Genomic DNA, 25,334 nt, shown 5'->3' with positions numbered 1-25,334 from the left:
CTCTGATGAACACTATGATCATTCCAAAAGCTGCAGCATTGCTAGCCGTACTGCTCGTGCTCAGCTCAGGCTGCGGATTTACCGGCGGCAGCAATAATCCACAACAGTCTCCAGTTGTAGAGTCTAATAACACGGCTCCGTTAACCTCCCTTGATACCCCCGCGTCCGTTCCCGGCGATGTATCGTCCACTCCCGCTACTAATTCAGCCATACCCGCAGCTCCGGAGCAGCCAACAGTAACCACACCTATCCCGCTCCCGGGCGATACGCTGCCGGAGGCTTTAATCGCACTGGATTGGCAGGAAGTGAAGCAGCTCCCGCCGGCTGAAGCCTGGACTGGCATTCCCGCTGATGCAATGACGGTTTCAGTGCAGCGGCTGAAGAACTTAGGCGGAGCCGCGATTACTTTCTATACCCGTCCGGGAGATGAGGACTTTGTGTATGCTGATCTCAGGATCTCATCAGTGCATTACAGACTCGGCCCGGCTGGTACTTACAATTACCGTAAACCAGAGGATCTGGGGGCAGCAGTAGTTAGCCTTTTTAACGGAAAAGCTTTAAAAATCACCGGAGGTCTAGGTGCTAACTCAACACTCAGCAATTATTACACGATAGATGAGGCCCGAGTTCCAACAGGAATTCTGCGGGTGGACACGGGACATACCAATGAAGCTGATGTTGACCGGAACGGAAGTGCTGAGGTAGTGTCAGCCCATGGTACGCCGATGACCGCCTATGTGTACCGCTGGCATGATGGGCATGCTGAGGAAGCTTATATAAACGATGCGCTGCAGGCAGACTCCGTGGTGCTGAGGGATGATCTGATTTATGAAGCTGCGGATTTGGGCAATCCGGAAGTGAAAGAGTACCAGCTTACACCGGAAGGATTAAAGCTGAGGAACTCTTATTAGCTGTACAAAAGAGAGCCTTGCCGCCGGAGTTACCGGGGCAAGGCTCTTTTAAATAACTTCAGCCGCAGGCTTGTCCGCCGTGCTGAATCAGTATTGATATAACATGGTAGGAATCTGCCAGCCGGCGCCTACAGACCAGAAAATCAAATAATCCCCGCGCTGAATCCGCCCATCCTCCACACCGCGCTGGAAAGCGATGAACGGGCTGCTGGTCGCTGTATAGCCGAACTCGCCGCCGACATACATGAACTTTTCGGCCTCTGCCTCCAGGCCAAGAGCTTCCCGGATCAGCTCGATGTTCTTCAGTGAAAACTGTGACAGGCAGAACGCGGAAATATCCCCGGCAGCAAGGCCGTTGCGGTCCAGCAGTTCCTTAATGTCATTAACTGCTGCATCCACGCATACTGAACCGTCAAAAGGATTCCAGCGGAGCTTGATATCATCCGGCGTTATGCCCTCGCGGTAAATACCCGATAGCCCGCAGGAAGGAAAAGTAATACTCTCCCAGATTCCGGAGTCGGTATAATACAACGAATCCCTGAAGCCTGATGCTTCCGGGGTCCGCTCCAGAATGACTGCTGCAGCGGCATCGCCGAAGTTGGGGTATGTAATCTCATCGTCTGTCCTGCAGTTAATGGAGCTGTAGTCGCTGCCGACAATCAGTGCGTATCGGATACTGCGGTTAGCCTTCATATAACGGCTGGCCTGTTCGACGGCGGTTACCATCCCTGCACAGTTGGCATTGGAATCCAGTGTGATGGCACGGTGCTTGCCGCCGAGCCGGTGATGCAGCAGCAGGGCATTGGTCGGATATGTATACTCCGGTGTCTGCGAGGCGAATACAATCATATCAAGGTCTTCACCCTGCAGCCCGGCACCGGCCAGTACCTTTTGTGCTGCCTCATAGCCCATCGTTAAAGCATTTTCATGCTCGTTATTAATAATATACCTCTGCTCACGGCCCATCACTTCCAGAAACCTCTTGATATCCTTGCCGAGAGCGGCGAAGTGCTTCAAGTAATAATTATTGTCTACCACATGCTGCGGATGATAATAAGCGGCATTGCGAATTCTGATATTGTCTCCGGTATGTTCCATGAGCTTCACCTATACTTCTATAATTTCGTAATTTTCCAGATTGGTGCTGCGGGCTACCCGGCTGAGCTGCATTTTGAGGATCGGACTCTTGGTGATGGTAAAGACCACTTTCTTGAAGCCGGACTGCTGATACAAAAGATAGCACTGCTCCAGCATAGGAAGCACATCAGGAGTAGAGACATTCAGCCTGGTGCAATCCAGCACAATATCGTACTCAGCAGGATCGAACTTGCTCACAATCTGATTGTATTCCTGGATAAAACGTCCGGCATCCTCCTCCGACATTGTTCCTTCGACTTGTACATTTAGAATAGAATCTGCGGAATTTGTTGCAAAATTAAAGCTTCCCATCTGCCAACATCTCCTTATCACAAAATAAATGTTAAAAAAAGGAATTCATTATCACTTATCACGAATTTATTATAACGATTGCCGCTCTTTTGAAAAGGGATATTTTTCATATTTAACCTTTTTATTTTTTAAAATTAATAAAAAGGATGCTTTCCTTATAGCGATTTGCGGCCGGAGATGCGGTCCGGCTTTGCCGTTCTGCTTTCCAAAGCAGGCTACTATTGGTATGATTACAAGGTGTGAGAACATCTACAACTATGGAGGAATTAACTATGAGTGAGAACACAATATCCCGGATTATAGATCATACGCTGCTTAAAGCGGATGCCCGTAAGGAAGATATCATCAAGCTGGCGGAAGAGGCCAAAACCTACACATTCGCTTCCGTCTGCGTTAACCCGGCATGGGTGGCAGTAGCCCACGAAGTACTGAAGGATACCCCCGAGGTCAAAGTATGTACCGTAATCGGCTTCCCGCTGGGAGCATCTACTCCGGAGACAAAGGCTTTTGAAACAACCAATGCCATTGCAAACGGTGCAGGTGAAGTGGATATGGTCATCAACATCGGCGCTTTGAAGGACGGGGACGACGAACTGGTGCGGCGTGATATTGCAGCGGTTGTTGAGGCGGCACGCGGCAAAGCGCTTACTAAAGTGATTATCGAGACCTGTCTTCTGAGCGAAGAGGAAAAGGTACGTGCCTGCAAGCTTGCAGTAGAAGCCGGAGCAGACTTTGTTAAAACTTCGACCGGATTCTCCACAGGCGGAGCAACAAAAGAAGATATCGCACTGATGCGTGCAACCGTAGGCCCTGACATCGGCGTAAAAGCTTCCGGCGGCGTACGCAGCAGCGAAGACGCGCTGATCATGATCGGCGCTGGCGCAACCCGGATCGGAACAAGCGGCGGGGTAGCCATTGCCAAAGGCGAGCAGAGCCAGAGCAGCTACTAAAAGACTTATTTTTTAGCAGCAGGACAAGCAGGGGAACATTATTAATATGTGTTCTCCTGCTTTTTTGCATATTGGGAAGTTAAATTTGGCGGGACAGGGGGGAGACGGGTGGCAGAGAAGTTAGTTTTTCCGGCGCTGGAAACGGAGCGGTTATACATACGGGTATTAAAAGAAAGCGATGCTGCAGCAGTCTTCCGGCATTTTGCGGACGAAGCGGTTACGCGCTATATGGACATTCCTCCATGCAGGGATATGGCAGAGGCGTCAGAGATTATCCGGTTTCACACTGAGGATTCCGGCTGCCGCTGGGGACTTTTTGACAAGGCAACCGGGCAGCTGGCAGGAACCTGCGGCTATCACTGCTGGGTAAAGGAAGCGCAGTCCAGGGCAGAAATCGGCTATGATCTGTCCAGCACCTGGTGGAGCCGGGGACTGATGACAGAAGCCATTACTCCGGTTATCCGCTGGGGCTTCGAACAAATGAAGCTTGACCTGATCGAAGCAACCATTGATCCGGCAAATGAGCGCTCAGCCCGGCTGCTGGAACGTTTGGGCTTTCAGCGCAAGAAGGAGCTTGTGGACGGACTGGTGTATTACTTCTTGCCGAAGCTGTTGCCAGGAGAGTAGCTGGAGTTTCCCAGGCGGATTATACGGAGGGGGCGGGTACGGGCAGAGCAGCCATACAGCCCCACTAGTCTCTCTCTGGCGCAACAGCGGTCCGAAGTTCAAATATTCTCTAGAGTCACGATTATGTCTGAATTGCTTTATTTTGAAAAATGAATCAACAAGAGATGTAAGCGTGTACTTTTCTGCTGATTTAGGCTAATCTGGATTGAAGCATATGGATAAAAAGGCTGGCTATATAAATATAATAAAACTTACCGGATTAATATGTTTTTTTGCTTCCCAAATAACATCATTTGTGAGAGAATAGTTACAATTCTTGATTGATAATGTTTGCCATTGATAATAACAGGGGAGGAAATACCAATGTCAGAAGACCGTAAGCTGTCGTTCGAAACTTTGGCTGTTCATGCCGGCCAGGAGATTGACCCTACCACACTATCGCGTGCTGTACCGCTGTATCAGACCACTTCCTATGGCTTCCGGGATGCTGAGCATGCTGCCAACCTGTTTGCCCTGAAGGAATTCGGTAATATTTATACCCGTCTGATGAACCCGACTACCGACGTGTTCGAGCAGCGCATCGCTGCGCTTGAAGGCGGGGCAGGGGCGCTTGCGACAGCTTCCGGCCAGGCGGCTATTTCTTTCTCGATTCTGAATATTGCCGGTGCAGGCGATGAGGTGGTTTCCTCAGCGAGCCTGTATGGCGGAACTTATAATCTGTTCTCAACCACACTGCCTAAGCTGGGAATCAAGGTGAATTTCGTGGACTCGGACAACCCGGAGAACTTCCGCGCTGCCATTACAGATAAAACCAAGGCGCTTTATGCCGAGACGATCGGCAATCCGCAGGGGAACGTACTGGACATTGAAGCAGTCGCAGCGATTGCTCATGAGCACGGTATTCCGCTGATTGTAGACAATACATTCCCAAGCCCGTATCTGCTGCGTCCGATTGAGCACGGTGCAGACATCGTAGTCCATTCGGCTACCAAATTTATCGGCGGACACGGAACCTCAATCGGGGGTATCATCGTTGACGGCGGTAAATTTGACTGGAAGGCAAGCGGTAAATTCCCGGGACTGACCGAACCGGACCCAAGTTACCACGGAGTCGTGTACACAGAAGCGGTAGGGCCGATTGCTTATATTATCAAAGCCCGCGTCCAGCTGCTGCGTGATCTGGGAGCGGCGATTTCACCGTTTAACTCCTGGCTGCTTTTGCAGGGGCTTGAAACGCTGCATCTGCGTCTCGAACGCCACAGCGGGAATGCGCTCAAGGTGGCACAGTACCTGGAAAGTCACGAAGCTGTAGAATGGGTCAGCTATGCCGGTCTCCCGAGCCACCCATCCTATGCCCTTGCACAGAAATATTTACCTAAAGGCCAGGGAGCGATCCTCACCTTTGGTATCAAAGGGGGGACTGCCGCCGGCGTCAAGCTGATCGAGAATGTAAAACTGTTCTCCCACCTTGCTAATGTCGGCGATTCCAAGTCACTGATCATTCACCCTGCGAGTACTACCCATCAGCAGTTGTCCGCTGAAGAGCAGGCGGCTGCAGGTGTTAAACCTGAGCTTCTGCGTCTCTCAATCGGAACAGAGTCGATCGATGATATCCTGTTTGATCTGGAGCAGGCGATTGCTGCAAGCCAGCAGTAAGACAGGAACGCTCTGACCATATGCCTTGAGCCTGAACCGAAATCCCTGTAAAAGATTGCAACTTCAAGTGTCTGCCGCTAACGAGGCAGGTGATAAGATCCAGGTAGCGGAGCCCTTACCATATCTGCCTTTATCCAGCCAATAGTTTGGATGGAGGAGGTGCGGTTGGGGCTTTTTTGCTGTCTCCACTGTTGAGAGCTTAATACGGTCGGATCATGCAGAGCTTTTTTCACAGGATGATTAGCGTTTGCTTCATGTCATGAAATTGCTGTGGGTTGTCTGTAAATTGAGACCGCTTGCATATTTCCGGGCCTACTCCCGTATCTATAAAATGTGGAAATGTTCAATGCCGGAAACAGCACGGACCTGCAGTTCAGATCCGGCAGCAATCCAAAGCCAAAAAAGGTGGGTGCGGTGATGAAGGGTGAACGACAGCAGGATTACAATCGCGATGGTGGGGAACGCCCGTTCAAGTATAGTGCTGCTGACCGGGCGTTAGGAGTTGAGATGAGCCAGGCTGCATCTGTAGCTGCCGCTGCCGCGGAGTTTATCACCGCAGAAAAGCGGGGCAGGGAGGCGGAACCGCCTGCCCGTGCCTATCTGAAACGGACTGGAGACCGCCCGGCCTTTCTAGTGTTGCGCGAGGGACAGGGAGATCGTCTGCTGCGCGATGAGTCAGGCACATTCCCGGCCGGTCCCTGCCTGATCCGCAGTGAGGAATGGCTTCAGACCCCGGAACTGGCCGGATTATATGAATGCTGGCTGTATAGCGAAGATACACTGCAGGCTGAGCGGACTCTGCAGCGCATCTATTACCGGCTGCGTGCTGCCTCTGCAGCTCTGCTGGAATCGGCGGACAGTATCTGGGCCGCCGTCACCCTGCTGCACACGCCGGAGCTGGCGGCCCGGCCTGCCAGGCTGAAGGAGCTGCAGGACGCGCAGCTCGAAGCCCTGTTCGCCGCGCTTGCGGCGAACCAGCGGCTGGGCAGCGACAGCCGCATCGATCTGCTGGCGGCGTACCCCGCCAGCAGGGCCGAATTCGCGGCGCAGCGCGAATTCATCGAGGACGTGGCCGAGCAGACTCTCGGCCACGCTTACGCGGCGGCGTGCAGCATCGGGGCGCGTATCGCCCCCGGTGTGCCGCCCGCCGCCGCGGGGGAAATCGCGCGCATCGCCGATTTCCTGGTGCTGGACGGCGCGGCGGAGCCTGCCGCGCCGGAGGGACCCGCTGCCGCGGACTTCGTCATGGCAGCGGAAGCCGCTCTGGCCGCCGTGCGGCGCGTGAGGCCGGCGGCTGTGGTGCTCGCCGCCGGGGCGCCGGCGGCGGGGGCGCTTGCCGATCTGTACCGGATCGGCATGAGCGGGATCTTTTGCAGCGCCGGCCAGCGGACCGAAGCGCTGCTGCGGGCAGCCTGCCTGACCTGGATGGCCCGGCAGGACAACACAACCGATACAGCCGCCGAAGGATGGCTGTAGTCTTGCAGCTCTAAGTCACGCTCGTGTACCGCGGATGCCCGTTAGTGCAACACAATGAGTAACGTCCGTATACCGTCAATGCTCGTTTAATGAAGTCCAATGAGTAACACACCTGTGCCGCCGATGCCCACTAGCCAGCCCAATGAGTAACGCCCGTGTCCCACCGATGGCATTAATTCGTATGCTCTCAGTCCGGCTATACAATGAAACCAGTGTATTCGTACCCTATCAAGGCGGTATCCTTGCTGAAAAGCGGGATACCGTCTTTTGATGTGCAGAGAATACCGCTGGTGTGTGGAAGTCTAGTGTTGATTGATTGCCCCCTAACATTCTGCAGGAGGAAGCCGGGCAAGCTAAGCGGAAAAATGACAACTAATGTCGGGCTAAGCAACAGTTGAAGAAAACTAGTTGTAAAAACGTCACTTCATTCAGCAGTATTCACTCTAAAACAGGTTCATGGACCAATATAAGTGTTGTTTTTCCAACTAATGATCGAAAAAACTAAGAAATGATGAAATTAGATGACGAAAATCCACTTAGATGCCGGTGCCGCCCCGGTCCCAGTCAAATTTCCCAAAATGCGCTCTCGAAATACAGGTTCTTCCCTTGGTAGAATCTCTGGCATCCCTTTTCTCATCTTACTTCATGGTCGTAGCGAGCTCCGGTTTGTCTAACCAACTTTCCGGCAATATTTAATTAGGCGCGTTCCGGGGTTTACTTTCGCGGATAAAGTGGTATATTATAGCTATAAGTTGCACTGAGGAAATATATTTGCAGTAGTACAAAAATGATTATCATTCTCATTTACGATGCTGTCCCGGCTAAGCCGGGGCAGCATGTGTCATTTTAGGGGCTTTAATAATGGCTCTCATTCTCAGTAAGGCTGAAATATGAAAGAAGGGATAACCAGCGCCAGCACTCATCCATCAGCACCTATAACCCGGCCGGCCAATATCAAGCTTCATCCCTCAATACATTCAGGAAGGTGATTACTATGCAAGCAACATCCAAACAACTCCCCAAATCGGCAGCCCGTCAGGGTAGCGGGCAGCAGCCCCGGGCGCCTAAGCCGCGGCGTTTTGATCCGGTGGCTATGTTAAGCAATCCGGAAATGCAGGCTGCGCTCGGCAGCGGTCTGCTAATGCTCATTGCCTGGGCAGCCAGCGGCTGGTCAGAGGTACTGTCCGTAGGACTCTATGTAATTTCATACACAGTAGGCGGCTGGATCAAGGCCAAGGAGGGCGTGGAGACGCTGGTCAAAGAGCGCGATCTTGACGTCAATCTGCTGATGATCGCCGCCGCCTTAGGTGCAGCAGCGATTGGTTACTGGAATGAAGGCGCGATGCTGATCTTTATTTTTGCCATGAGCGGAGCGCTGGAAAGCTATACCATGGAACGTAGTAAAAAGGATATCTCCGCGCTGATGGCGCTCAAGCCGGCAACGGCGATCCGCATTGAGCAGGGGGAGATGAGCGAGGTGCCGATTGACCAGCTGGCAGTAAGCGATCTGCTGCTGGTCCGTCCGGGTGAACTGATCCCGGCGGACGGCAAGGTGTGCCGCGGTGAGTCATCAGTCAATCAGGCGTCCATTACCGGCGAATCACTGCCGGTTGAGAAGGCGGCCGGCAGCGAGGTGTTCGCGGGCACGGTTAACGGGGAAGGCCCGTTGTATATCGAGGTTACGACTGCTGCTGAGAATACGCTTTTTTCCAAGATCATCCGGATGGTCGAGGAAGCAGAGACAGAGGTCCCGGATTCACAGCGGTTCATTAAACGCCTGGAGTCTGTTTATGCCCGGGTGATCGTTATCGCCACTGCCGCACTAATTATTCTGCCGCCGTTTGTGCTGGACTGGAGCTGGAGTGATACCTTTTATAAAGCGATGGTGTTCCTTGTGGTTGCCTCTCCGTGCGCCCTCGTCTCGTCGATCATGCCGGCCATGCTGTCGGCGATTTCCAAAAGCGCACGCAAAGGCATTTTGTTCAAAGGCGGAGTTCATCTGGAAAATATGGCTAAGGTGCAGGTGGTCGCTTTTGACAAAACAGGTACGCTGACTGAAGGTGTGCTGCAGGTTACTGACCTGATTGCCGGTGAAGGCTACAGCCGCAAGGCGCTGCTGGCAGTCTGTGCTTCGATCGAACAGCTGTCACGCCATCCGCTGGCGGAAGCAGTTGTCCGTCTGGCTGAGGAGGAGCAGGTTGAGCTGCTTGCTGCTGAGGAAAGCAAGTCCGTAACCGGCTGGGGAATTGAAGGCCGGATTAATGGCACAAGGTGGCGGATAGGCAGATCGGATGTACTGGATAAACAGCCGGCAGCCGAAACCGATAGCTATTCACAGTGGTTTGCACTCCGGGAGCAACTGGAGAGTGAAGGCAAAACCGTTTCACTGATTCTGGAAGAGGAGCGGATTGCCGGGATGATCGCTTTGCAGGATACGGTGCGTCCGCAGGCGGCAGCCGCAGTGCGTAAATTGCAGCAGCTCGGAGTTAAAGTGGCGATGCTCACGGGTGACCGGAAGGCGGCAGCAGGCGTGATGGCGGGCAAAACGGGAGTAGATCTGGTATTTGCCGGGCTTTTGCCGGAGGATAAGGTTACCCGGATTAAAGAGCTGCGTGAGCAATACGGGCAGGTTGTCATGGTTGGCGACGGCGTTAATGATGCTCCTGCACTCGCGACGGCAACAGTGGGCATCGGGATGGGAATGAAGGGCAGCGGGGCTGCACTGGAGATCGCCGACGTCGTATTGATGAATGACAATATTGAAGAGATTGCTTCAACTATTGAGCTGGCCCGCCGGACGCAGCGGATTGTAAAGCAGAATATGATTTTTGCGGTGACGGTGATTGCTTCGCTGATGCTGAGCAACTTTTTACAGGGGATTGCCCTTCCGTTCGGCGTAGTCGGCCATGAAGGCAGTACAATCCTGGTCATTCTGAACGGTCTGAGACTGCTGAGATAATGAAGCGGCCGCGGCCGCTTGGCCTGTTCTGCAAAATAAGTTGTTTGAAATTGAATTGTTCACAAAAAAGGACCATTCGCACGAGTCTGGCATATTGACATATTCCCTTGAGATGATCATAATAAATACTACATTATAATTATTTTAATCTAGCAATTACAGATCCGGCGCTCAGCCGTCCATCTCAAGGAGGATATCATTATGTACAAATCCATTATCGTTGGTACCGGACCGGCCGGACTGACTGCTGCTATTTATCTGGCCCGTGCCAACCTGAATCCACTGGTTATTGAAGGCCCGCAGCCGGGTGGACAGCTTACCACTACAACTGAAATTGAGAATTTTCCGGGCTTTCCTGAAGGTATTATGGGGCCGGAACTTATGGATAATATGCGTCAGCAGGCTGAGCGCTTCGGTGCGAAGTTTATTACAGGCTGGGTGAACAGCGTGGAGCTGGGTGACCGCCCGTTCAAGCTGCATGTGGAAGGAATGGGTGAGCTGGTAACAGATACCCTGATCATTTCCACAGGTGCAACAGCTAAATATCTCGGCATTCCGGGTGAGCAGGACAATATCGGACGTGGTGTCAGCACATGTGCTACATGTGACGGATTCTTTTTCCGCGGAAAAGAAATCGTTGTGGTCGGAGGCGGAGATTCCGCGCTTGAGGAAGCAGGCTTCCTGACCCGTTTTGCGTCGAAAGTAACCCTGGTACACCGCCGTGAAGAGCTTCGCGGTTCCAAGATTATGCAGGAGCGTGTACGCGACAACAACAAAGTAACCTGGGGGCTGAACCGCACTCCGCTGGAAGTGGTAGCCGGCGATAGAGGCGTGAGCGGACTTAAGGTGCTTAACAATGTAACCGGTCAAGAAGAGCTGATTGAAGCAAGCGGCGTATTTGTGGCCATCGGGCACCATCCGAATACTTCTTTCCTCGGCGGACAGATTACTACCGATACTAACGGCTATATCGTGACCAATCCGGGCACTTCCGAAACGAACATTCCAGGCGTCTTCGCTTGCGGCGATGTACAGGATACCCGTTACAGACAGGCAATTACTGCAGCAGGCAGCGGATGTATGGCAGCTATGGACGCCGAGAAATACATCGAAAGCCTGGAGCACAGCGCTGTTATTCTGTAACACTTCCTTTAGTCAAACAGGCACTGCGGTGCTACAATAGAACTAACTTGGAGTATGCTTTCGAAGTGAGTTTTGTACGATGAAATTCAGGAAGCACAGCTCACAAAACTGGAGTATGCTTTCGAAGTGAGTTTTGTACGGTGAAATTCAGGAAGCACAGCTCACAAAACTTTTAAGGAGGAATATTCCATGGAAAATGTAATAGTATATACCTCAACCAATTGTCCGCACTGCCGCCAGGTAAAAAGCTTCCTGAGTGAAAAAGGCGTAGCCTACGAGGAGCGCAACATCGAGCAGAATGATGATTTTGCCCAGCAGGTCTGGGATATGGGAATGAGAGCAGTGCCTGTAACGGTGATCGGCGATTTTAAAATCGTGGGCATGAACAAAACCCAATTCGCTAAAGCACTGGCAACGGTGTAACTACCGGTTGTCCATACTTCATACTGACCGGCCGCTCCCTTAACGGGGGCGGTCTTTGCTTTCGTTATTTTTTTGCTGTAGAAGGGGGGCCGTTTGGCTTGTTAATATGCTTAAGGGATTACTGGAATCAGGATGCGGTCAAAGAACTGCTTGCATTATGCATGGCTGACGGCGCAGAAGCTGCGGAACAGGAGATGAACGGGTATTTTACCGGTGAGTCCAGGGAGCTGTTCGGCTGTTTTGTGAACGGCGAGCTGAGCGGAATTACCGGTCTTCGGCGCGAAAGTGAGCATGCGGTCGAAATCAGGCATATTGCCGTGAAGCCGCAGTGGCAGGGTAAAGGGATCGGCCGGGCGATGATTGAGGAGATCGGCCGGGCGGCGGGCATCGAGACGATTACTGCGGAGACTGATCATGAAGCTGCCGGATTCTACAGAAGCACGGGGTTTGCCGTTACGAGCCTGGGTGAAAAATACCCCGGAGTGGAGCGTTTTGCCTGCGTATTGTCCGTAAACGCGCTGGCGCAGAGCAGAATGTGAGTTCTTTTAACTGGAAACCTGGATCCATTAGATTATCAAGATGATTGGGTTATGTAGTGTAGTATTATATTTACCAGTTCCTCTAAATCATCCACTATAGCATCAGCATCAGGAATAGCATTAACCGGCCCATTTCGTTTCCAGACCGCCTTCATTCCAACGTCACGGCTTGCCCGTATATCGTTATCAGGATGATCTCCAACAAAGAGAGCTTTTTCGGCGGTTACTCCAAGTTTAGCGAGTGCACGATTGAAAATAGCTTTATCAGGCTTCCGCAGTCCTTCCCATTCAGATATTAGTACCTCGTCAAATAGATGTTCAATGTGTAAGGCCTTGAAATTATCATATTGAAATTGGCCAAAACCGTTTGAGACCAAGGCTAACTTTATGTCTTGTCTCTTTAATGCGGTAAGCATTTTTAGAAGGTTCGGAAAACCTGTACAATGCTTATGAAAGTTCTTTATGTAGTCATTTAAAAGTAATGCCCAGTCGATGTTTTGAATGGGGAATTCATGTAGAAGCTGTTGATATACTTTATCCTTCCATACGTATCCATGATTATCAAGCTCAATAAAACGTTGAACAAAGATTTCTTCGTCAATGGTTTGAAGCTCCGGGTAACGATGGTATTGATCTCTGACAAATAGTAGTAGTGATGAGTCCCGGTCCAGCAATGTTCCGTCCAAATCAAAAAGAACCGCTGCGATAGTCATTGTTTCTGTGTCTCCTTTGGATTCAATATTTTAAAAGGCCATGCCGTCCCTTCCGGGGCAGCATGGCCTTTTCTCTTGGACCCGCATGAACATCCATCCGGTAATATACGTTAAGCAAACATATGGGTGATCGACATGACAACCTGAAAGACACCGTAGACAGCGGCACCGCTGATAATCAGCATGATGCCTGACTTTTTCTTCGATTGAAACAGGCGCAGTACACCGAGGCTGACTAAGGGAGCGATAATGAGTAGAAGCAGCAGCACAGTGATGAACACCTGCGCCGAAATGTCAGATGTATCAACATAGGTCATAAACTCACTCTCCGTTCAGGGGGAAACCAGTGTGACATATATCACACTTATATGAGTTTAATTATAAAACATTCCTGTTGTTTTTGCTGCCCTCCAGCGGTACTAATTGCGGCAATTTTACGTCAATTTAATTACAGGGTTACGCGGATATTGCCGAGAAAATGCATTACGGCCGAGAACCCCGCGCCGATTACGGTTCCGCGGCTGCCCAGGCGGGAGAAGGTGATCTCCAGCTGCTGCTTGTGGTAAGGCAGCGTGCGCTCAGCGACCACCCGGCGCAGCGGGCCGCCCAGCCAGGGCTCAGCCTCTGATAACGCTCCGCCGATCACAATCAGCTCCGGATTGAAGCTGTTGATCAGGTTGGTGACGCCGATCCCGAGATATTCGCCGATAGAGGCGAAGTGCTGCAGGACATCCTCCTGCCCTGAAATGGCGTGACGGACAAGCTCGCTTGTTGTGCGTGCGGGCAGCGAAAGCTCCGGATTGTCATAGGTCTTCTCGGAGGCGTACAGCTCCCAGCACCCGCGGCTGCCGCAGCTGCAGGGCTTGCCCTGTGCTTCAATTGTCATATGGCCGGTCTCTCCGGCATAGCCGCGCGCACCCTTATACAGCTCCCCGCCGATAATAATCCCCGACCCGATCCCTGATCCCGCACTGATATAGAGCAGATGGCGCACATCTCGTGCCGCACCGAAATTCAGCTCGCCCTGCGCGCCCGCATTCGCTTCATTGTCGATCGTGACCGGCACCTCGAAGCTGCTCTCCAGAATGGCCCGCAGCTCAACCATTTCCCAGCCAAGGTTGGGTGCGAACAGTACAACCCCGTCATCCACCATGCCTGGAACACCCACACCGATTCCTACGATGCCATAGGGGGAGGGGGGCGCCTGAGCGATTAATTCGCTGATCGCACTTTTCATCTGCTCCAGCACATAGGGGAAATCATGTGCAGCCAGCCGGCAGTCGATTTCCTGCAGAACGCCCCCGTCCAGGTCACACAATACAGCGGTCAGCTGTTTCACCCGCAGCTCGATGCCGATGACGCTTCCGGCCGTAGCATTAAAATGCAGGATCAGCGGTTTACGTCCGCCGCTGGACTCGCCGGGTCCGGCTTCGGTAACAAGCTCCTGGGCACACAGCTCGGCGACCAGATTGGAGACGGTAGCTTTATTGAGGCCGGTCATCTCGGATACCTTGGCCCGTGAGACCGGGGCATTCATGCGGATGGTATGCAGAATCAGCGATTTATTGATCTTTTTGACCAGTGCCTGGTCGGCAGTAACTTTCACGCGGTACACTTCCTTTTTTGACAACGTTCTCATTTACATATGACCTTTAGTCTAGTGCGATGTCTGTTAAAAAGCAACAGGCTTTGCAGCAGCGCTCCGGGCGCCGGGCTTCAGAAGCGGACCCTATACTTACGCATAGCTGTTGCCGCAGCCGGGTACTTTATGGACAGGCTGTGCAGTGAAAAAAAGATTTACAAAACTTTGTTTAACCAATATACAAAGTCAAAAAGATATGTTAAGATGATGCTGTAAACGCTTGCGGGCGAAGCAAAATAGAGGAGGATTTTACTAATGGCTTATTTCGAATCAGTGGGCAACATCTCTTACGAGGGCAGCCGTTCCACTAACCCTTTCGCATTCAAATTCTACAATCCTAAAGAAATCGTAGCCGGCAAAACGATGGAAGAGCATCTGAAATTTGCAATGGCATATTGGCATACATTAACAGCAGGCGGTTCCGATCCGTTTGGTGCTGAAACAGCAGTACGCAGCTGGGACAAGCTGAGCGGCCTGGACAAAGCTAAAGCCCGCGCAGAAGCATCCTTTGAATTCATGGAGAAGATGAACCTGCAATACTACTGCTTCCATGATGTGGATATCGCTCCTGAAGGCGCATCGCTGCGTGAATTCTACAGCAACATCGATACAATCGTTGATATTCTGGAACAGGGCATGAAATCCTCCGGCAAGAAATTGCTGTGGAACACAGCCAACATGTTCACCAACCCGCGTTACATGCACGGTGCAGGCTCAACGCCTAACGCTGATGTTTTTGCACATGCAGCAGCACAGGTGAAGAAGGGCCTTGAAGTTGGTAAACGTCTGGGCGCTGACAACTATGTATTCTGGGGCGGCCGTGAAGGCTATGAAGAATTGCTCAATACAGATATGGGTCTTGAGCAGGACAACATTGCCCGCCTGTTCACAATGGCAGTAGACTATGCTAAGGAAATCGGCTTCGAAGGCCAGTTCCTGATCGAGCCTAAGCCGAAAGAGCCTACCAAGCACCAATATGACTTTGATGCGGCAACCTGCATCGCCTTCCTGCAGAAATACAAGCTCGATAAGCACTTCAAGCTGAACCTTGAAGCTAACCATGCTACGCTTGCCGGTCATACTTTTGAGCATGAGCTGCGTGTAGCACGCATCAACGGCATGCTGGGATCCCTTGACGCGAACCAGGGCGATCCGCTGCTGGGCTGGGATACTGATGAATTCCCGGTTAACATCTATGATGCTACACTGACTCTGTATGAAGTACTCAAGAACGACGGTCTCGGCAAAGGCGGAATTAACTTTGACTCCAAAGTACGCCGTCCTTCCTTCGAGCCTGAGGATCTGTTCCTGGCGCACATCGCCGGTATGGACACTTATGCAAAAGGCCTGAAGGTTGCTGCCAAGCTGCTGGAAGACCGCGTATTCGAAGACTTCATCGCTAAGCGTTACAGCAGCTTCAACGAAGGTATCGGCGCTGACATCGTATCCGGCAAAGCTACTCTGGCTTCGCTGGCTGACTACGCGCTGAACAACGAGAATCCGCGTCCGAACCAGTCCGGACGTCAAGAGCTGCTCAGAGCTACTCTGAACCAGTACATCCTGACAGGAGAGTAATTCACCTGCCGGACTTCCGGCGCTGTGCCGGGCGGTTCAACTAACTACTAATGCAACGGGGGTTGCTGAAGAAGGCATTCTTCGGCAGCCCCTTTTCTTGTTTTATTGAAGCAGATATGCTACATATAAATTTTAGGAGGCCAACCATGAAATATGTAATCGGTGTCGATCTCGGAACCAGCGCAGTCAAGACAGTACTCGTTGATCCGCAGGGAAAGGTAGCCTTTGAGCATTCGGAAGCGTATCCGCTGAGCCGGCCGCAGCCGAACTGGAGCGAGCAGAATCCGGAGGACTGGGTGCAGGGAACACTGGTCAGCCTGCGCAGACTGATCGAAACCTCTGGCGTTGATCCGTCAGAGGTAGACGGGCTAAGCTTCTCCGGCCAGATGCACGGGCTGGTGCTGGTGGACAGTGAAGGCAAGGTGCTGCGTCCGGCCATTCTCTGGAATGACACGCGGACTACAGCGCAGTGCCGCAAGATCGAGAAGACGCTGGGCAGTAAGCTGATCGACATCGCCAGAAACAAGGCGCTGGAGGGCTTCACCCTGCCGAAGATTCTCTGGGTTCAGGAGAATGAGCCTGAGGTGCTGGAGCAGGCTCATCAGTTCCTGCTGCCTAAGGATTATGTGCGCTTCCGGCTGACCGGCGATTATGCGATGGATTACTCCGATGCCGCCGGAACCCTGCTGCTGGACGTGGGTGCGAAGCAGTGGAGCGCTGAGATTGCGGAAGCCTTCTCCCTGCCGCTGTCCCTGTGCCCGAGACTGGTGGAATCGTTCGAGCAGACCGGCACACTGCTGCCAGAGATTGCCGAAGCTTCCGGGCTGCTGACTTCGACTAAGGTATTCGCCGGCGGTGCCGACAATGCCTGCGGTGCGCTGGGAGCGGGAATCCTCGGCGAAGGCCGGACCATGTGCAGTATCGGCACTTCCGGTGTTGTGCTGTCCTATGAAACCAACAAGGATCTTAACCTTGAAGGCAAGGTTCATTTCTTCAACCACAGTGAGCAGGATGCCTTCTATATCATGGGAGTAACGCTGGCGGCAGGCCACAGTCTTACCTGGTTCAAAGAAACCTTTGCTGCAGAGAAGAGCTTTGATGAACTCTTGTCCGGCGTACCTTCCATTCCGGCAGGCAGCGGCGGGCTGCTGTTCACCCCTTACATCAGCGGTGAACGTACCCCGCATCCGGATGCCAACATCCGCGGCAGCTTCATCGGCATGGATTCCGGCCATACACTGGCTCATTTTACACGTTCGGTGCTGGAAGGCATTACGTTCTCGCTGCGTGAGTCGATTGAGATCGTGCGTGAATCGGGTAAAGAGATTACGGAGATCATTGCCATTGGCGGCGGCGCGAAGAATGAGGCCTGGCTGCAGATGCAGGCCGATATCTTCAATGCTTCCATTATTAAGCTGGAAAGCGAGCAGGGTCCGGCTATGGGCGCGGCTATGCTGGCAGCCTACGGCAGCGGCTGGTTCACTTCGCTGAGTGAATGTGCCGAAGCCTTCATCCGTCCTGCTGAAGTATTTAAACCGAATGAAGATGAGGTTGCGGTCTATGACGGACTGTTCGCTCTTTACCAGGAAGTATACGGGCAGACCCGCGGTTTGAATGACAAGCTGGCGGCATACCGCAAGTAACAGCTGATAATCACTTGAAGTTTCCGGAGAGGGCGTTTTTGTCCAAATATAAGAATTTATATGTTCTACGTTATCAATAATCTTATATTTCTCGCAGAAACGGTTGCCGCCCTCTTTGAAGGGCGGCAAAGCCGTTTCTGCCTGTTTTCGGATTTTTGTGTTAAGGGGGGCTGAGAACTGATGATAAAGGTGCTGATTGTGGATGATGAGCCCAAGCTGAGGGAAGGGCTGCGCAGCCTGATCCCCTGGGAGGATGAAGGCTATACTGTTGTAGCGACAGCGGCGAACGGATTCGAAGCGATTGAGAAGTATAACACGTTTGCTCCCAAGCTGGTTGTCGCCGATATCCGGATGCCGGGAATGGACGGTCTGGAGCTGATCGCAGAGCTGCGCAGGCAGAACGCGAAATGTCATGTGCTGATTCTCAGCGGCTATGCCGACTTTGAATATGCCAAGCGGGCCATTTCAAACCGCATTGACGGGTACCTGCTGAAGCCGGTAGATGAAGATGAGCTGATCTCCTATCTGCGGGAAATGCGTGTGACAATCGGCCAGGAGGAGATGCTGAGCGTCCTGCAAAATGTGGTGGAGGAGAACAGCCATGAGGCCTGGCTGCGCGGCCTGCTCCAGCCCGGACCCGGGGACATCAGTCCCTTGGATGCGGCTGGCAAGCTTAAGCTTCAGGGCAGCAGCGAAGTTGTACTGCTCAAGCTGCTGAAGCCTGCAAAGGGCGGGGAAGAGAAAGAGGAACGGGTCCGCAGTGAACTGGAGCGGCACTGGCAGCCTGAGGAGGCGGAGTTTTTCAGCCTGCCGCCCTATGCCGGCCTGCTGCTGAAGGAGCCGCTTCAGAGTGATACTGCCCGCACAGCACTGTGGCAGGAGCTGAACCGGGTTATCTCCAGAGAGGGGCTGGACTTCTATGCCGCAACCGGAGGCGCTGCTGCAGGTCCGGAGCAGATTGCGGCTTCGTACACAGCAGCCAGGGAGGTGCTGGACCAGGCTTTTTTCGGACGCAGGGAGATTCTGGCCTGCGGCTTCATGGAGCATTGGGCTGCGGCGGCGGATCAGCCTGCGTCTGAACCGGGGGAGCTGGACGACACTGAACGTGATGTGGAGATGGAACTGCTGCTGGCGGTTGAGACAGGCAGTACAGAAATCCTATCATCACTGGTGAAGCAGATGATCGGCAAGCTGGTTGAAGCCAGGCATGATGAGGTCTACATTAAGGATAATCTGATCCGGGTGATCAGCAGCACCATTGCCCGGCTGGAGGCGGCGAATCCGGAGGTGCGCGCGCTGATCAGCGGGAATACCTCACCGGCCGGCGAAGTGTATAACAGCTTTTATCTGAGCGATATTCACCGGATGGTCGCGGACTATCTGGAGAAGCTGGCAGGGCAGCTGAACAGCGGCGGACGGGGCGATGAAATCAAGCGGATTACGGATCTGATCCAGCGCCGCTATAATGAGAACCTGAAGCTGGGGATGCTGGCGCAGATTTTTAATTATAACAGTGCTTATCTGGGCAAAATGTTCAAAAATCAGATCGGTGAGCATTTCAATACGTATCTCGACAAGGTGCGGATTGAGAAGGCGAAGCAGTTTCTTGCACAGGGTATGAAGGTGTATGAGGTAGCTGAACGGGTCGGTTATATGAATGCTGATTATTTTAACGCAAAATTCCGCAAATATGTCGGTGTATCACCAAGCGCCTTCCGCAAGGAGCAGTGAGCTGCCGCGGGGCTTGCCGAACGTGAAGCACAGGTTTATGATAGACGGGCTGTTCCCCATCCGCAGCGGATGAGCGGGGCAGCCTGTTTGACATATCCGGGGGAGGAAAAAGATGAAACAGCTTGTAGGCCTTATTAATAATTTGAAGCTGAAGTATAAGCTGATGTTGTTTTATGTGGTTGTCGTGATGATTCCGGTGCTGATTATCGGGATTACCCTGATCAGTTATTTCCGGAATGCCGCTTTGGAACGGGCCATTGACCAGGCGACCAATAACGTGGAAAAAATAAAAAGCCAGATGTCCAGCAAGCTCCGCGTGCCTACGGATATTTCCAACCTGCTGTTTTTTGACGAAACGCTTGAAGTGCTTGTTAACACGAAGTACCCGAGTATTCTGGAGCTGACGAAAGCATACATGGAGTATACCGATTTTCAGGCTTACATGTTCCAGTACCGGGAAATTGCCAATATCCGTTTTTTTATCGACAATCCGACACTGGTTAACAATCTCGCCTTCACTCCGCTGACTCCGGAGACCAAAGAGAGACCCTGGTTTAAAAAGGTGATGGAGACCAAAGGCATTTACTGGCTCTATATCGATGACAAAGAGGATTTCCTCAGCATGACCAAGGGGAGCATTAACAAACTTAGCCTGATCCGGCAGGTATCTTACCCTGAATACAACAGCATCGGTGTTATTATGGTTCAGGTAAATCAGGATGAATTGAACAATATGCTGTCCCAGGAGCCGTTTGAGACGATTATAACTGACGAGCAGGGATACGTTGTGGCGGCTAAAAATCCCCATCTGGTCGGCACCACGCTGGATTCCTTTGATATTGGCGTTAATCTGGAGAGCCAGACGGAAAAGGTCATTCAGACTCAGGTCAAAGGAAATGATTCCTATGTGATTCTGGATGAGATGAACCCGGAGCTGAGCATCAGCAAGCTGAAGATTATCTCGGTTTTTGAAACCAAAAGCATTCTCAGTGATGCCAATAAGGTCAGCGTACTCGGGCTGCTGATTATCAGCGGTGTGCTGCTTGTTGCGCTGGTGATGGTATATATTATCTCGCTGCTTACGACCAACCGTCTGCTCCGGCTCAGCCGCCAGCTGAATCAGGTAGCACTGGGTAATCTGGGTATCGTTTCCCACATCGACGGTACGGACGAAATCGGCCAGCTCTCGCGCCAGTTCAATTATATGGTATCGAGTATCAATCAGCTGATCAGCCAGGTGATTGAATCCAACGAGAAAAACAGCAGGCTGGAGATTGCCCAGCGGGAGATCAAGCTGAAAATGATGGCCAGCCAGATTCATCCGCATTTTCTGTTTAATGCCCTGGAGTCAATCCGTATGAACGCCCATCTCAAAGGGGAAAAGGAAATTGCCAACATTGTCCGGCTGCTCGGCAAGCTGATGCGCAAAAATCTTGAGGTCGGCAGGGAACGGGCACCGCTCAAGGAAGAGATTGAAATGATCCGCTCTTATCTGGAGATTCAGAAGTTCCGGTATGAGGACCGGCTGATGTATGAGATTAACTTTGACGCGAAGGCAGCAGAGGTGCTGATTCCGCCGCTGATCATCCAGCCGCTGGTCGAAAATTCAGTGGTGCACGGGCTGGAAAATAAAGAGGGGACTGTGCATGTTCATGTGAGCGTGACGATGGAGGAGCAGGAAATCAAGGTCCGGGTAACCGATGACGGCATCGGAATGTCGGAGAAGCGCCTTGCCGAGCTGCAGGAGGTCATTGCTAAAGCTGAAGAAGAAGAACGGGGCCGGATCGGGATGCGCAATGTTCATCAGAGGCTGGTGCTGTATTACGGGGAGCGGCATGGCCTGAGGATTGTCAGCGAAGCAGGAAGAGGAACGGAAATATCCTTTACCCTCCCCAATGATAGCGATTACAAAGAGTAGTTCCCCGGCTGCTGTCCCAATGTCTAATTTGTATATGATTTTAGATAAAATATGTCGGGTATTCGCTTACATTTCGGTACGGTATGATATGAATATAAAAACGAAGGGGGAATAATGATCGTGAAAGCGCTCACTGAAAACGGTGTTACAGCAAATGAAAGCGTAACCCCCCACCCACCTGCGAAGCGGAAAAATAGTGGATTTTGGAGAAGTGTACTGCAGCAAAAGTACTTGTACCTAATGTCTATTCCATTCGTAATCTGGGCTTTTATCTTCAGCTACCTGCCCTTATGGGGATGGATAATGGCCTTTCAGAATTATAAGCCTGCCAAATCCTTTGGCGAGCAGAAATGGGTCGGATTGGACAACTTCAAAGAGCTGTTCCAGGATGAACGCTTCTACCTCGTACTAAGAAATACACTGGCAATGAGTATTCTCGGATTGATCGTCGGCTTCGTGGTTCCTATCCTGTTCGCGGTCTTTCTCAATGAGCTGCGCGGGAGTGTATTCAAGAGAACGGTTCAGACCGTATCCTACCTGCCTCACTTTGTATCCTGGGTTGTTGTCGGCGGGATTGTCTACAAGACCCTCTCCATCGACGGAGGGATCGTGAACGACTTGCTGCTCTGGCTGAATGTTATCGATGAGCCGATTCAGTTCATGGCCCAAGGGAAGTATTTCTGGGGAATTGTAACGGGAGCCGACATCTGGAAAGAAACCGGCTGGAATGCGATCATCTATCTGGCAGCGATTACAGGTATCGACAAAGAGCTGTATGAAGCGGCAAAAGTGGACGGTGCAGGAAGAGTCAAGCAGATGTTCAATATTACGTTACCTGGTATCCGTTCAACCGTTATGGTCCTGCTCATTATGAACATCGGCCACCTGGTCGGTATCGGCTTTGAAAAGCAATTCCAGCTGCAGAACAACCTGGTTACCGATTATTCGGAAGTGCTGGATTTGTATGCGCTTAAATACGGTATTCAAATTATGCGGTTCTCCTATGGTACTGCGATAAGCATGTTCACCTCCGTAGTCAGTGTAATCCTGCTGTTTACAGCTAACGGTCTTATGAAGAAATTTACTAAAGAAAGCATCATGTAAGGAGGGGATTTACGGATGGCAAGCAAAGCTTTTCAAATGACAAAGTCAGAACGTGCATTCGATATATTCCTGTACGTGTTTCTTACCCTGATAATGATTGTAACGTTATATCCCTTCCTCAACGTGCTGGCGATTTCTTTTAATGAATCTACAGACACTGTCCGCGGGGGCATCTATATCTGGCCGAGAGCCTGGACACTTGAGAACTACGAGCGGATATTCAGCTATACCGGCCTGATTCAAGGCTTTAAGATTTCGCTTCTGCGTACCCTTTCAGGTACATTGCTCGGTTTGATCAGTGCTTCCATGCTGGCCTTTACGCTCAGCCGTCCGGAATTCAGAGCCAGAAAATTTATCTCCACATTCCTGGCCCTGACGATGTATTTCTCCGGCGGTATGGTGCCGATGTATATTCTGATGAAGGACTTGAACCTGATCGGCACGTTCTGGATTTATGTCCTGCCGGGAATGGTCTCCGCCTTCAACGTATTCATCATCCGCTCCTTTATGGACGGGCTGCCGTTTGCCCTGCAGGAATCTGCGAAGCTGGACGGCGCGAATGACTTTATGATTTTTTACAAGATCATCCTGCCGCTCTGTAAGCCGGTACTTGCCACCATCGCGCTCTTCCTGGCCGTAGGACAATGGAATGAATGGTTCACAACCTATCTGTACAACGGTAATAAACCTGAGCTTACAACACTGCAGTATGAGCTGATGAAGGTGCTTGCTTCGACCAACCAGGGCAGCGGCATGGTAAATGCCAACGATATGGCCCGGCAGATGGCGCAAATCTCACCTGAATCGATCAAGATGGCTATCACAATTGTAGTTACTGTACCAATTCTCGTAGTGTATCCGTTCCTGCAAAAGTATTTTGTCGGCGGTATGACACTGGGTGCTGTAAAAGCTTAATGGGTTTGGTTTCCCGGTAACCGGGAGCGTATATGCCAGGCGGACATCTGCCGGATTGCGCTCCCCCCCAAGCTTCACCCGCTTAGCAGAATTTATTATTATATTGATTTTGCAAGCGCTAACAACGGTATACTCAGGTTAAGCCTGATATGCATAATAAGAACATACAAAATTTTTGAGGGGGATAACAAATGAAAAGCAAAGGCATTAAAACTGCTTTTACACTCATGCTTTTGAGCTCTATGCTGATCGCAGGCTGTGGCGGCAACAACAACGCTGCCAACAATACTGCCAATAATACGCCGGCTGATACCGGTAACAACACAGAAACAAACCAGGCTGCAGATGAAGCAATGGATACAAGCCCTTTTACAATCTCATTCTTCGGCGGGGATGCAAGTCCGAACTGGAACAATATGCAGGATGATGTAGGTAAAGTGATCACTGAAAAGACCGGTGTAACGATTGATGCTGAATTTGATGTCGGCAGCGGCGGCGGCGACCAGAAGATTCCTATGATGGCTGCCAGCGGCGAGGTACCTGATCTGATCTTTGCAAAAGGTAATCTGAGCACCCTGGTGGATGCCGGCCTGATTATCGATTTGACCGAGCTGATTGATAAATATGCTCCGAACCTCAAAAAGGTATACGGCGAAAACATGAACCGTCTGAAATACAGCCTGGATGACCAGAGCATCTATCAGATTCCTACCAACATGGGTGTAGGCCAGTCCTCCTTTGATGCTACAGGCGGATTCGAGATTCAGCACCGTGTTCTGAAAGAGCTGGGCTATCCTGAAGTGAAAACACTCGCAGATTATGAAAAAGTATTGAAGGATTACGTAGCTCTGCATCCGGAAACAGACGGCCAGCCGACTATTCCATTGACACTGAATGCCGATGACTGGAAGATCATGATCACGGTTACAAACCCTGCCTTCATAACAACTGGTGCACCGGATGACGGTGAATACTTTGTAGATCCGGAAACTTATGAAGCAAAGCTTCACTACAAACGTCCTGAAGAAAAAGAATATTTCCGTTGGTTGAACGGGATGTACAACCAAGGCTTGCTGGATAAAGATACATTTGTACAGAAAGACGACCAATACAAAGCTAAAGTGGCGAGCGGCCGCGTACTCGGCCTGATCTCCCAGGAATGGGAATATGCTGACGGTGAAAATGCTCTGAAGGCAGCCGGCAAAGATGAGTACACTTATGCTCACTTCCCAGTAACCATGGGCGAAGAGTATAAAGATCACTCCTTCATGCAGACTGGTATCGACGGCTACGGCCTGGCAATCACAACTGCAGCTAAAGACCCTGTCCGCATCATCAAATGGCTGGACTGGATGTCCTCCGATGAAGGCCAGATCCTGAGAAGCTGGGGTGTAGAAGGCAAGCACTACACTGTAAATGCAGAAGGCAAACGTGAAGTTCCGGCTGAGATTTCCGACAGAAAAGCTAACGATGTTGCTAACTTCCAGAAAGAAACAGGTATCGGCCAGTATCTGATCTTCGGCGCACGTTATGGCGACGGAGTGAAGGATTCTACTGACAACTATTACACTGCAACCTTCCCTGATGAAATTGTAGCTGCTTACTCCGATGCTGAGAAAGAATCACTCGCGGCTTATAAAGCTACAACCTGGAAAGATCTGTTCCCTAAAGAAGATGAATTCCCTGTGAAGGAAACCGGCGCGCTTTACAACCTGCCAGTTCCAACTGACGGCCAGTATCAAGTAATCTACAAGAAAACTCAAGATATCATCCGCAAACGTATTCCGGAAGCAATCCTGTCCAAACCGGCTGACTTCGACAAGGTATACGATTCATTCCTTGCCGAGCTGGACAAAGCAGGCGCTGAGGATATGGAAGCACAATTCACTGAGCTCGTGAAAAAGAGAGTATCCCTGTGGACAGGCAAAGAATTTTAAGCCAAAGTAACTACTGTAATAAA

At 51.4% G+C, this 25,334-nt stretch carries 21 protein-coding genes; 16 read left to right on the top strand and 5 right to left on the bottom strand.

The features are described 5' to 3' along the window. Positions 1 to 5 precede the first annotated feature (5 nt). The gene (locus tag NST84_RS26765) at positions 6 to 911 is read left to right on the top strand and encodes a hypothetical protein (RefSeq protein WP_342563101.1); all 906 of its coding nucleotides are present in this window, start codon (positions 6 to 8) and stop codon (positions 909 to 911) included. Between the two features lie 87 nt (positions 912 to 998). On the opposite strand, the gene NST84_RS26760 is transcribed toward NST84_RS26765, so the two are convergent. Both NST84_RS26760 and NST84_RS26755 read right to left on the bottom strand, forming a co-directional pair. Next, positions 999 to 2,009 (bottom strand): ketoacyl-ACP synthase III, encoded by a 1,011-nt coding sequence (locus NST84_RS26760; RefSeq protein ID WP_342563100.1) that lies wholly within the window; start codon positions 2,007 to 2,009, stop codon positions 999 to 1,001. A 9-nt stretch (positions 2,010 to 2,018) separates the two neighbouring features. Then, positions 2,019 to 2,360, bottom strand: a complete 342-nt coding sequence (locus NST84_RS26755) for a hypothetical protein (RefSeq protein ID WP_342563099.1) — start codon at positions 2,358 to 2,360, stop codon at positions 2,019 to 2,021. Positions 2,361 to 2,632: 272 nt separating this feature from the next. Here NST84_RS26755 and deoC point away from each other — a divergent pair, with 272 nt between their 5' ends. From deoC to NST84_RS26715, 8 genes are all read left to right on the top strand, one after another. After that, positions 2,633 to 3,310, top strand: coding sequence for a deoxyribose-phosphate aldolase (gene deoC / locus NST84_RS26750; protein WP_342563098.1), 678 nt, complete (start codon positions 2,633 to 2,635; stop codon positions 3,308 to 3,310). A 108-nt stretch (positions 3,311 to 3,418) separates the two neighbouring features. Then, complete coding sequence (locus tag NST84_RS26745; protein ID WP_342563097.1) at positions 3,419 to 3,937, top strand: GNAT family N-acetyltransferase; 519 nt, start codon at positions 3,419 to 3,421, stop codon at positions 3,935 to 3,937. Positions 3,938 to 4,300: 363 nt separating this feature from the next. Then, positions 4,301 to 5,593: a homocysteine synthase gene (locus tag NST84_RS26740; RefSeq protein ID WP_342563096.1), complete on the top strand. Its 1,293-nt coding sequence runs from the start codon at positions 4,301 to 4,303 to the stop codon at positions 5,591 to 5,593. 339 nt (positions 5,594 to 5,932) lie between these two features. Continuing rightward, on the top strand, positions 5,933 to 7,069 hold the full coding sequence (locus NST84_RS26735) for a hypothetical protein (protein WP_342563095.1): 1,137 nt from the start codon (positions 5,933 to 5,935) through the stop codon (positions 7,067 to 7,069). Between the two features lie 994 nt (positions 7,070 to 8,063). Next, positions 8,064 to 10,028: a heavy metal translocating P-type ATPase gene (locus tag NST84_RS26730; RefSeq protein WP_342563094.1), complete on the top strand. Its 1,965-nt coding sequence runs from the start codon at positions 8,064 to 8,066 to the stop codon at positions 10,026 to 10,028. Between the two features lie 201 nt (positions 10,029 to 10,229). After that, the gene (gene trxB, locus NST84_RS26725) at positions 10,230 to 11,171 is read left to right on the top strand and encodes a thioredoxin-disulfide reductase (RefSeq protein WP_342563093.1); all 942 of its coding nucleotides are present in this window, start codon (positions 10,230 to 10,232) and stop codon (positions 11,169 to 11,171) included. 189 nt (positions 11,172 to 11,360) lie between these two features. Continuing rightward, positions 11,361 to 11,594 carry a glutaredoxin family protein gene (locus NST84_RS26720; RefSeq protein WP_039877266.1) on the top strand — a complete coding sequence of 78 codons (234 nt, stop codon included), beginning with the start codon at positions 11,361 to 11,363 and terminating at the stop codon, positions 11,592 to 11,594. A 98-nt stretch (positions 11,595 to 11,692) separates the two neighbouring features. Further along, the gene (locus NST84_RS26715; protein WP_342563092.1) at positions 11,693 to 12,133 is read left to right on the top strand and encodes a GNAT family N-acetyltransferase; all 441 of its coding nucleotides are present in this window, start codon (positions 11,693 to 11,695) and stop codon (positions 12,131 to 12,133) included. Between the two features lie 35 nt (positions 12,134 to 12,168). Here NST84_RS26715 and NST84_RS26710 read toward each other — a convergent pair whose 3' ends face one another. The 3 genes from NST84_RS26710 to NST84_RS26700 form a co-directional block, all read right to left on the bottom strand. After that, positions 12,169 to 12,846 (bottom strand): HAD family hydrolase, encoded by a 678-nt coding sequence (locus NST84_RS26710; RefSeq protein WP_342563091.1) that lies wholly within the window; start codon positions 12,844 to 12,846, stop codon positions 12,169 to 12,171. 110 nt (positions 12,847 to 12,956) lie between these two features. Further along, a complete protein-coding gene (locus NST84_RS26705) occupies positions 12,957 to 13,163 on the bottom strand; it encodes a hypothetical protein (RefSeq protein WP_342563090.1) in 207 nt (68 codons plus the stop codon). A 131-nt stretch (positions 13,164 to 13,294) separates the two neighbouring features. Beyond that, complete coding sequence (locus NST84_RS26700) at positions 13,295 to 14,452, bottom strand: ROK family transcriptional regulator (protein WP_342563089.1); 1,158 nt, start codon at positions 14,450 to 14,452, stop codon at positions 13,295 to 13,297. Positions 14,453 to 14,743: 291 nt separating this feature from the next. Between NST84_RS26700 and xylA the strand changes: the two genes are divergently transcribed. The 7 genes from xylA (at position 14,744) to NST84_RS26665 (ending at position 25,311) form a co-directional block, all read left to right on the top strand. Continuing rightward, positions 14,744 to 16,063: a xylose isomerase gene (gene xylA, locus NST84_RS26695; RefSeq protein ID WP_342563088.1), complete on the top strand. Its 1,320-nt coding sequence runs from the start codon at positions 14,744 to 14,746 to the stop codon at positions 16,061 to 16,063. A gap of 146 nt (positions 16,064 to 16,209) precedes the next feature. Beyond that, the gene (gene xylB, locus NST84_RS26690) at positions 16,210 to 17,706 is read left to right on the top strand and encodes a xylulokinase (protein ID WP_342563087.1); all 1,497 of its coding nucleotides are present in this window, start codon (positions 16,210 to 16,212) and stop codon (positions 17,704 to 17,706) included. A gap of 180 nt (positions 17,707 to 17,886) precedes the next feature. Beyond that, complete coding sequence (locus tag NST84_RS26685) at positions 17,887 to 19,437, top strand: response regulator transcription factor (protein WP_342563086.1); 1,551 nt, start codon at positions 17,887 to 17,889, stop codon at positions 19,435 to 19,437. Between the two features lie 112 nt (positions 19,438 to 19,549). Then, a complete protein-coding gene (locus NST84_RS26680) occupies positions 19,550 to 21,355 on the top strand; it encodes a sensor histidine kinase (RefSeq protein ID WP_342563085.1) in 1,806 nt (601 codons plus the stop codon). A 114-nt stretch (positions 21,356 to 21,469) separates the two neighbouring features. Next, positions 21,470 to 22,459, top strand: coding sequence for an ABC transporter permease subunit (locus NST84_RS26675; RefSeq protein WP_342563084.1), 990 nt, complete (start codon positions 21,470 to 21,472; stop codon positions 22,457 to 22,459). Positions 22,460 to 22,474: 15 nt separating this feature from the next. Then, on the top strand, positions 22,475 to 23,374 hold the full coding sequence (locus NST84_RS26670; protein WP_342563083.1) for a carbohydrate ABC transporter permease: 900 nt from the start codon (positions 22,475 to 22,477) through the stop codon (positions 23,372 to 23,374). A gap of 191 nt (positions 23,375 to 23,565) precedes the next feature. Then, complete coding sequence (locus tag NST84_RS26665; protein ID WP_342563082.1) at positions 23,566 to 25,311, top strand: ABC transporter substrate-binding protein; 1,746 nt, start codon at positions 23,566 to 23,568, stop codon at positions 25,309 to 25,311. Positions 25,312 to 25,334 lie beyond the last annotated feature (23 nt).

The organism is Paenibacillus sp. FSL R7-0345 (genome assembly GCF_038595055.1).
GTDB lineage: Bacteria > Bacillota > Bacilli > Paenibacillales > Paenibacillaceae > Paenibacillus_AQ.
Note: the sequence above shows the minus strand (reverse complement) of the source record. Positions and strands in the feature narration are given on the sequence as shown.

What these genes read in the sequence shown, in the direction of transcription:
- NST84_RS26740 (WP_342563096.1), top strand. Translation starts at nt 4,301, where the DNA reads ATGTCAGAAGACCGTAAGCTGTCGTTCGAAACTTTGGCTGTTCATGCC.
- deoC (WP_342563098.1), top strand. Translation starts at nt 2,633, where the DNA reads ATGAGTGAGAACACAATATCCCGGATTATAGATCATACGCTGCTTAAA.
- NST84_RS26730 (WP_342563094.1), top strand. Translation starts at nt 8,064, where the DNA reads ATGCAAGCAACATCCAAACAACTCCCCAAATCGGCAGCCCGTCAGGGT.
- xylA (WP_342563088.1), top strand. Translation starts at nt 14,744, where the DNA reads ATGGCTTATTTCGAATCAGTGGGCAACATCTCTTACGAGGGCAGCCGT.
- xylB (WP_342563087.1), top strand. Translation starts at nt 16,210, where the DNA reads ATGAAATATGTAATCGGTGTCGATCTCGGAACCAGCGCAGTCAAGACA.
- trxB (WP_342563093.1), top strand. Translation starts at nt 10,230, where the DNA reads ATGTACAAATCCATTATCGTTGGTACCGGACCGGCCGGACTGACTGCT.
- NST84_RS26760 (WP_342563100.1), bottom strand. Translation starts at nt 2,009, where the DNA reads ATGGAACATACCGGAGACAATATCAGAATTCGCAATGCCGCTTATTAT.
- NST84_RS26710 (WP_342563091.1), bottom strand. Translation starts at nt 12,846, where the DNA reads ATGACTATCGCAGCGGTTCTTTTTGATTTGGACGGAACATTGCTGGAC.
- NST84_RS26705 (WP_342563090.1), bottom strand. Translation starts at nt 13,163, where the DNA reads ATGACCTATGTTGATACATCTGACATTTCGGCGCAGGTGTTCATCACT.
- NST84_RS26665 (WP_342563082.1), top strand. Translation starts at nt 23,566, where the DNA reads ATGAAAAGCAAAGGCATTAAAACTGCTTTTACACTCATGCTTTTGAGC.
- NST84_RS26765 (WP_342563101.1), top strand. Translation starts at nt 6, where the DNA reads ATGAACACTATGATCATTCCAAAAGCTGCAGCATTGCTAGCCGTACTG.
- NST84_RS26670 (WP_342563083.1), top strand. Translation starts at nt 22,475, where the DNA reads ATGGCAAGCAAAGCTTTTCAAATGACAAAGTCAGAACGTGCATTCGAT.
- NST84_RS26755 (WP_342563099.1), bottom strand. Translation starts at nt 2,360, where the DNA reads ATGGGAAGCTTTAATTTTGCAACAAATTCCGCAGATTCTATTCTAAAT.
- NST84_RS26720 (WP_039877266.1), top strand. Translation starts at nt 11,361, where the DNA reads ATGGAAAATGTAATAGTATATACCTCAACCAATTGTCCGCACTGCCGC.
- NST84_RS26680 (WP_342563085.1), top strand. Translation starts at nt 19,550, where the DNA reads ATGAAACAGCTTGTAGGCCTTATTAATAATTTGAAGCTGAAGTATAAG.
- NST84_RS26735 (WP_342563095.1), top strand. Translation starts at nt 5,933, where the DNA reads ATGTTCAATGCCGGAAACAGCACGGACCTGCAGTTCAGATCCGGCAGC.
- NST84_RS26685 (WP_342563086.1), top strand. Translation starts at nt 17,887, where the DNA reads ATGATAAAGGTGCTGATTGTGGATGATGAGCCCAAGCTGAGGGAAGGG.
- NST84_RS26675 (WP_342563084.1), top strand. Translation starts at nt 21,470, where the DNA reads ATGATCGTGAAAGCGCTCACTGAAAACGGTGTTACAGCAAATGAAAGC.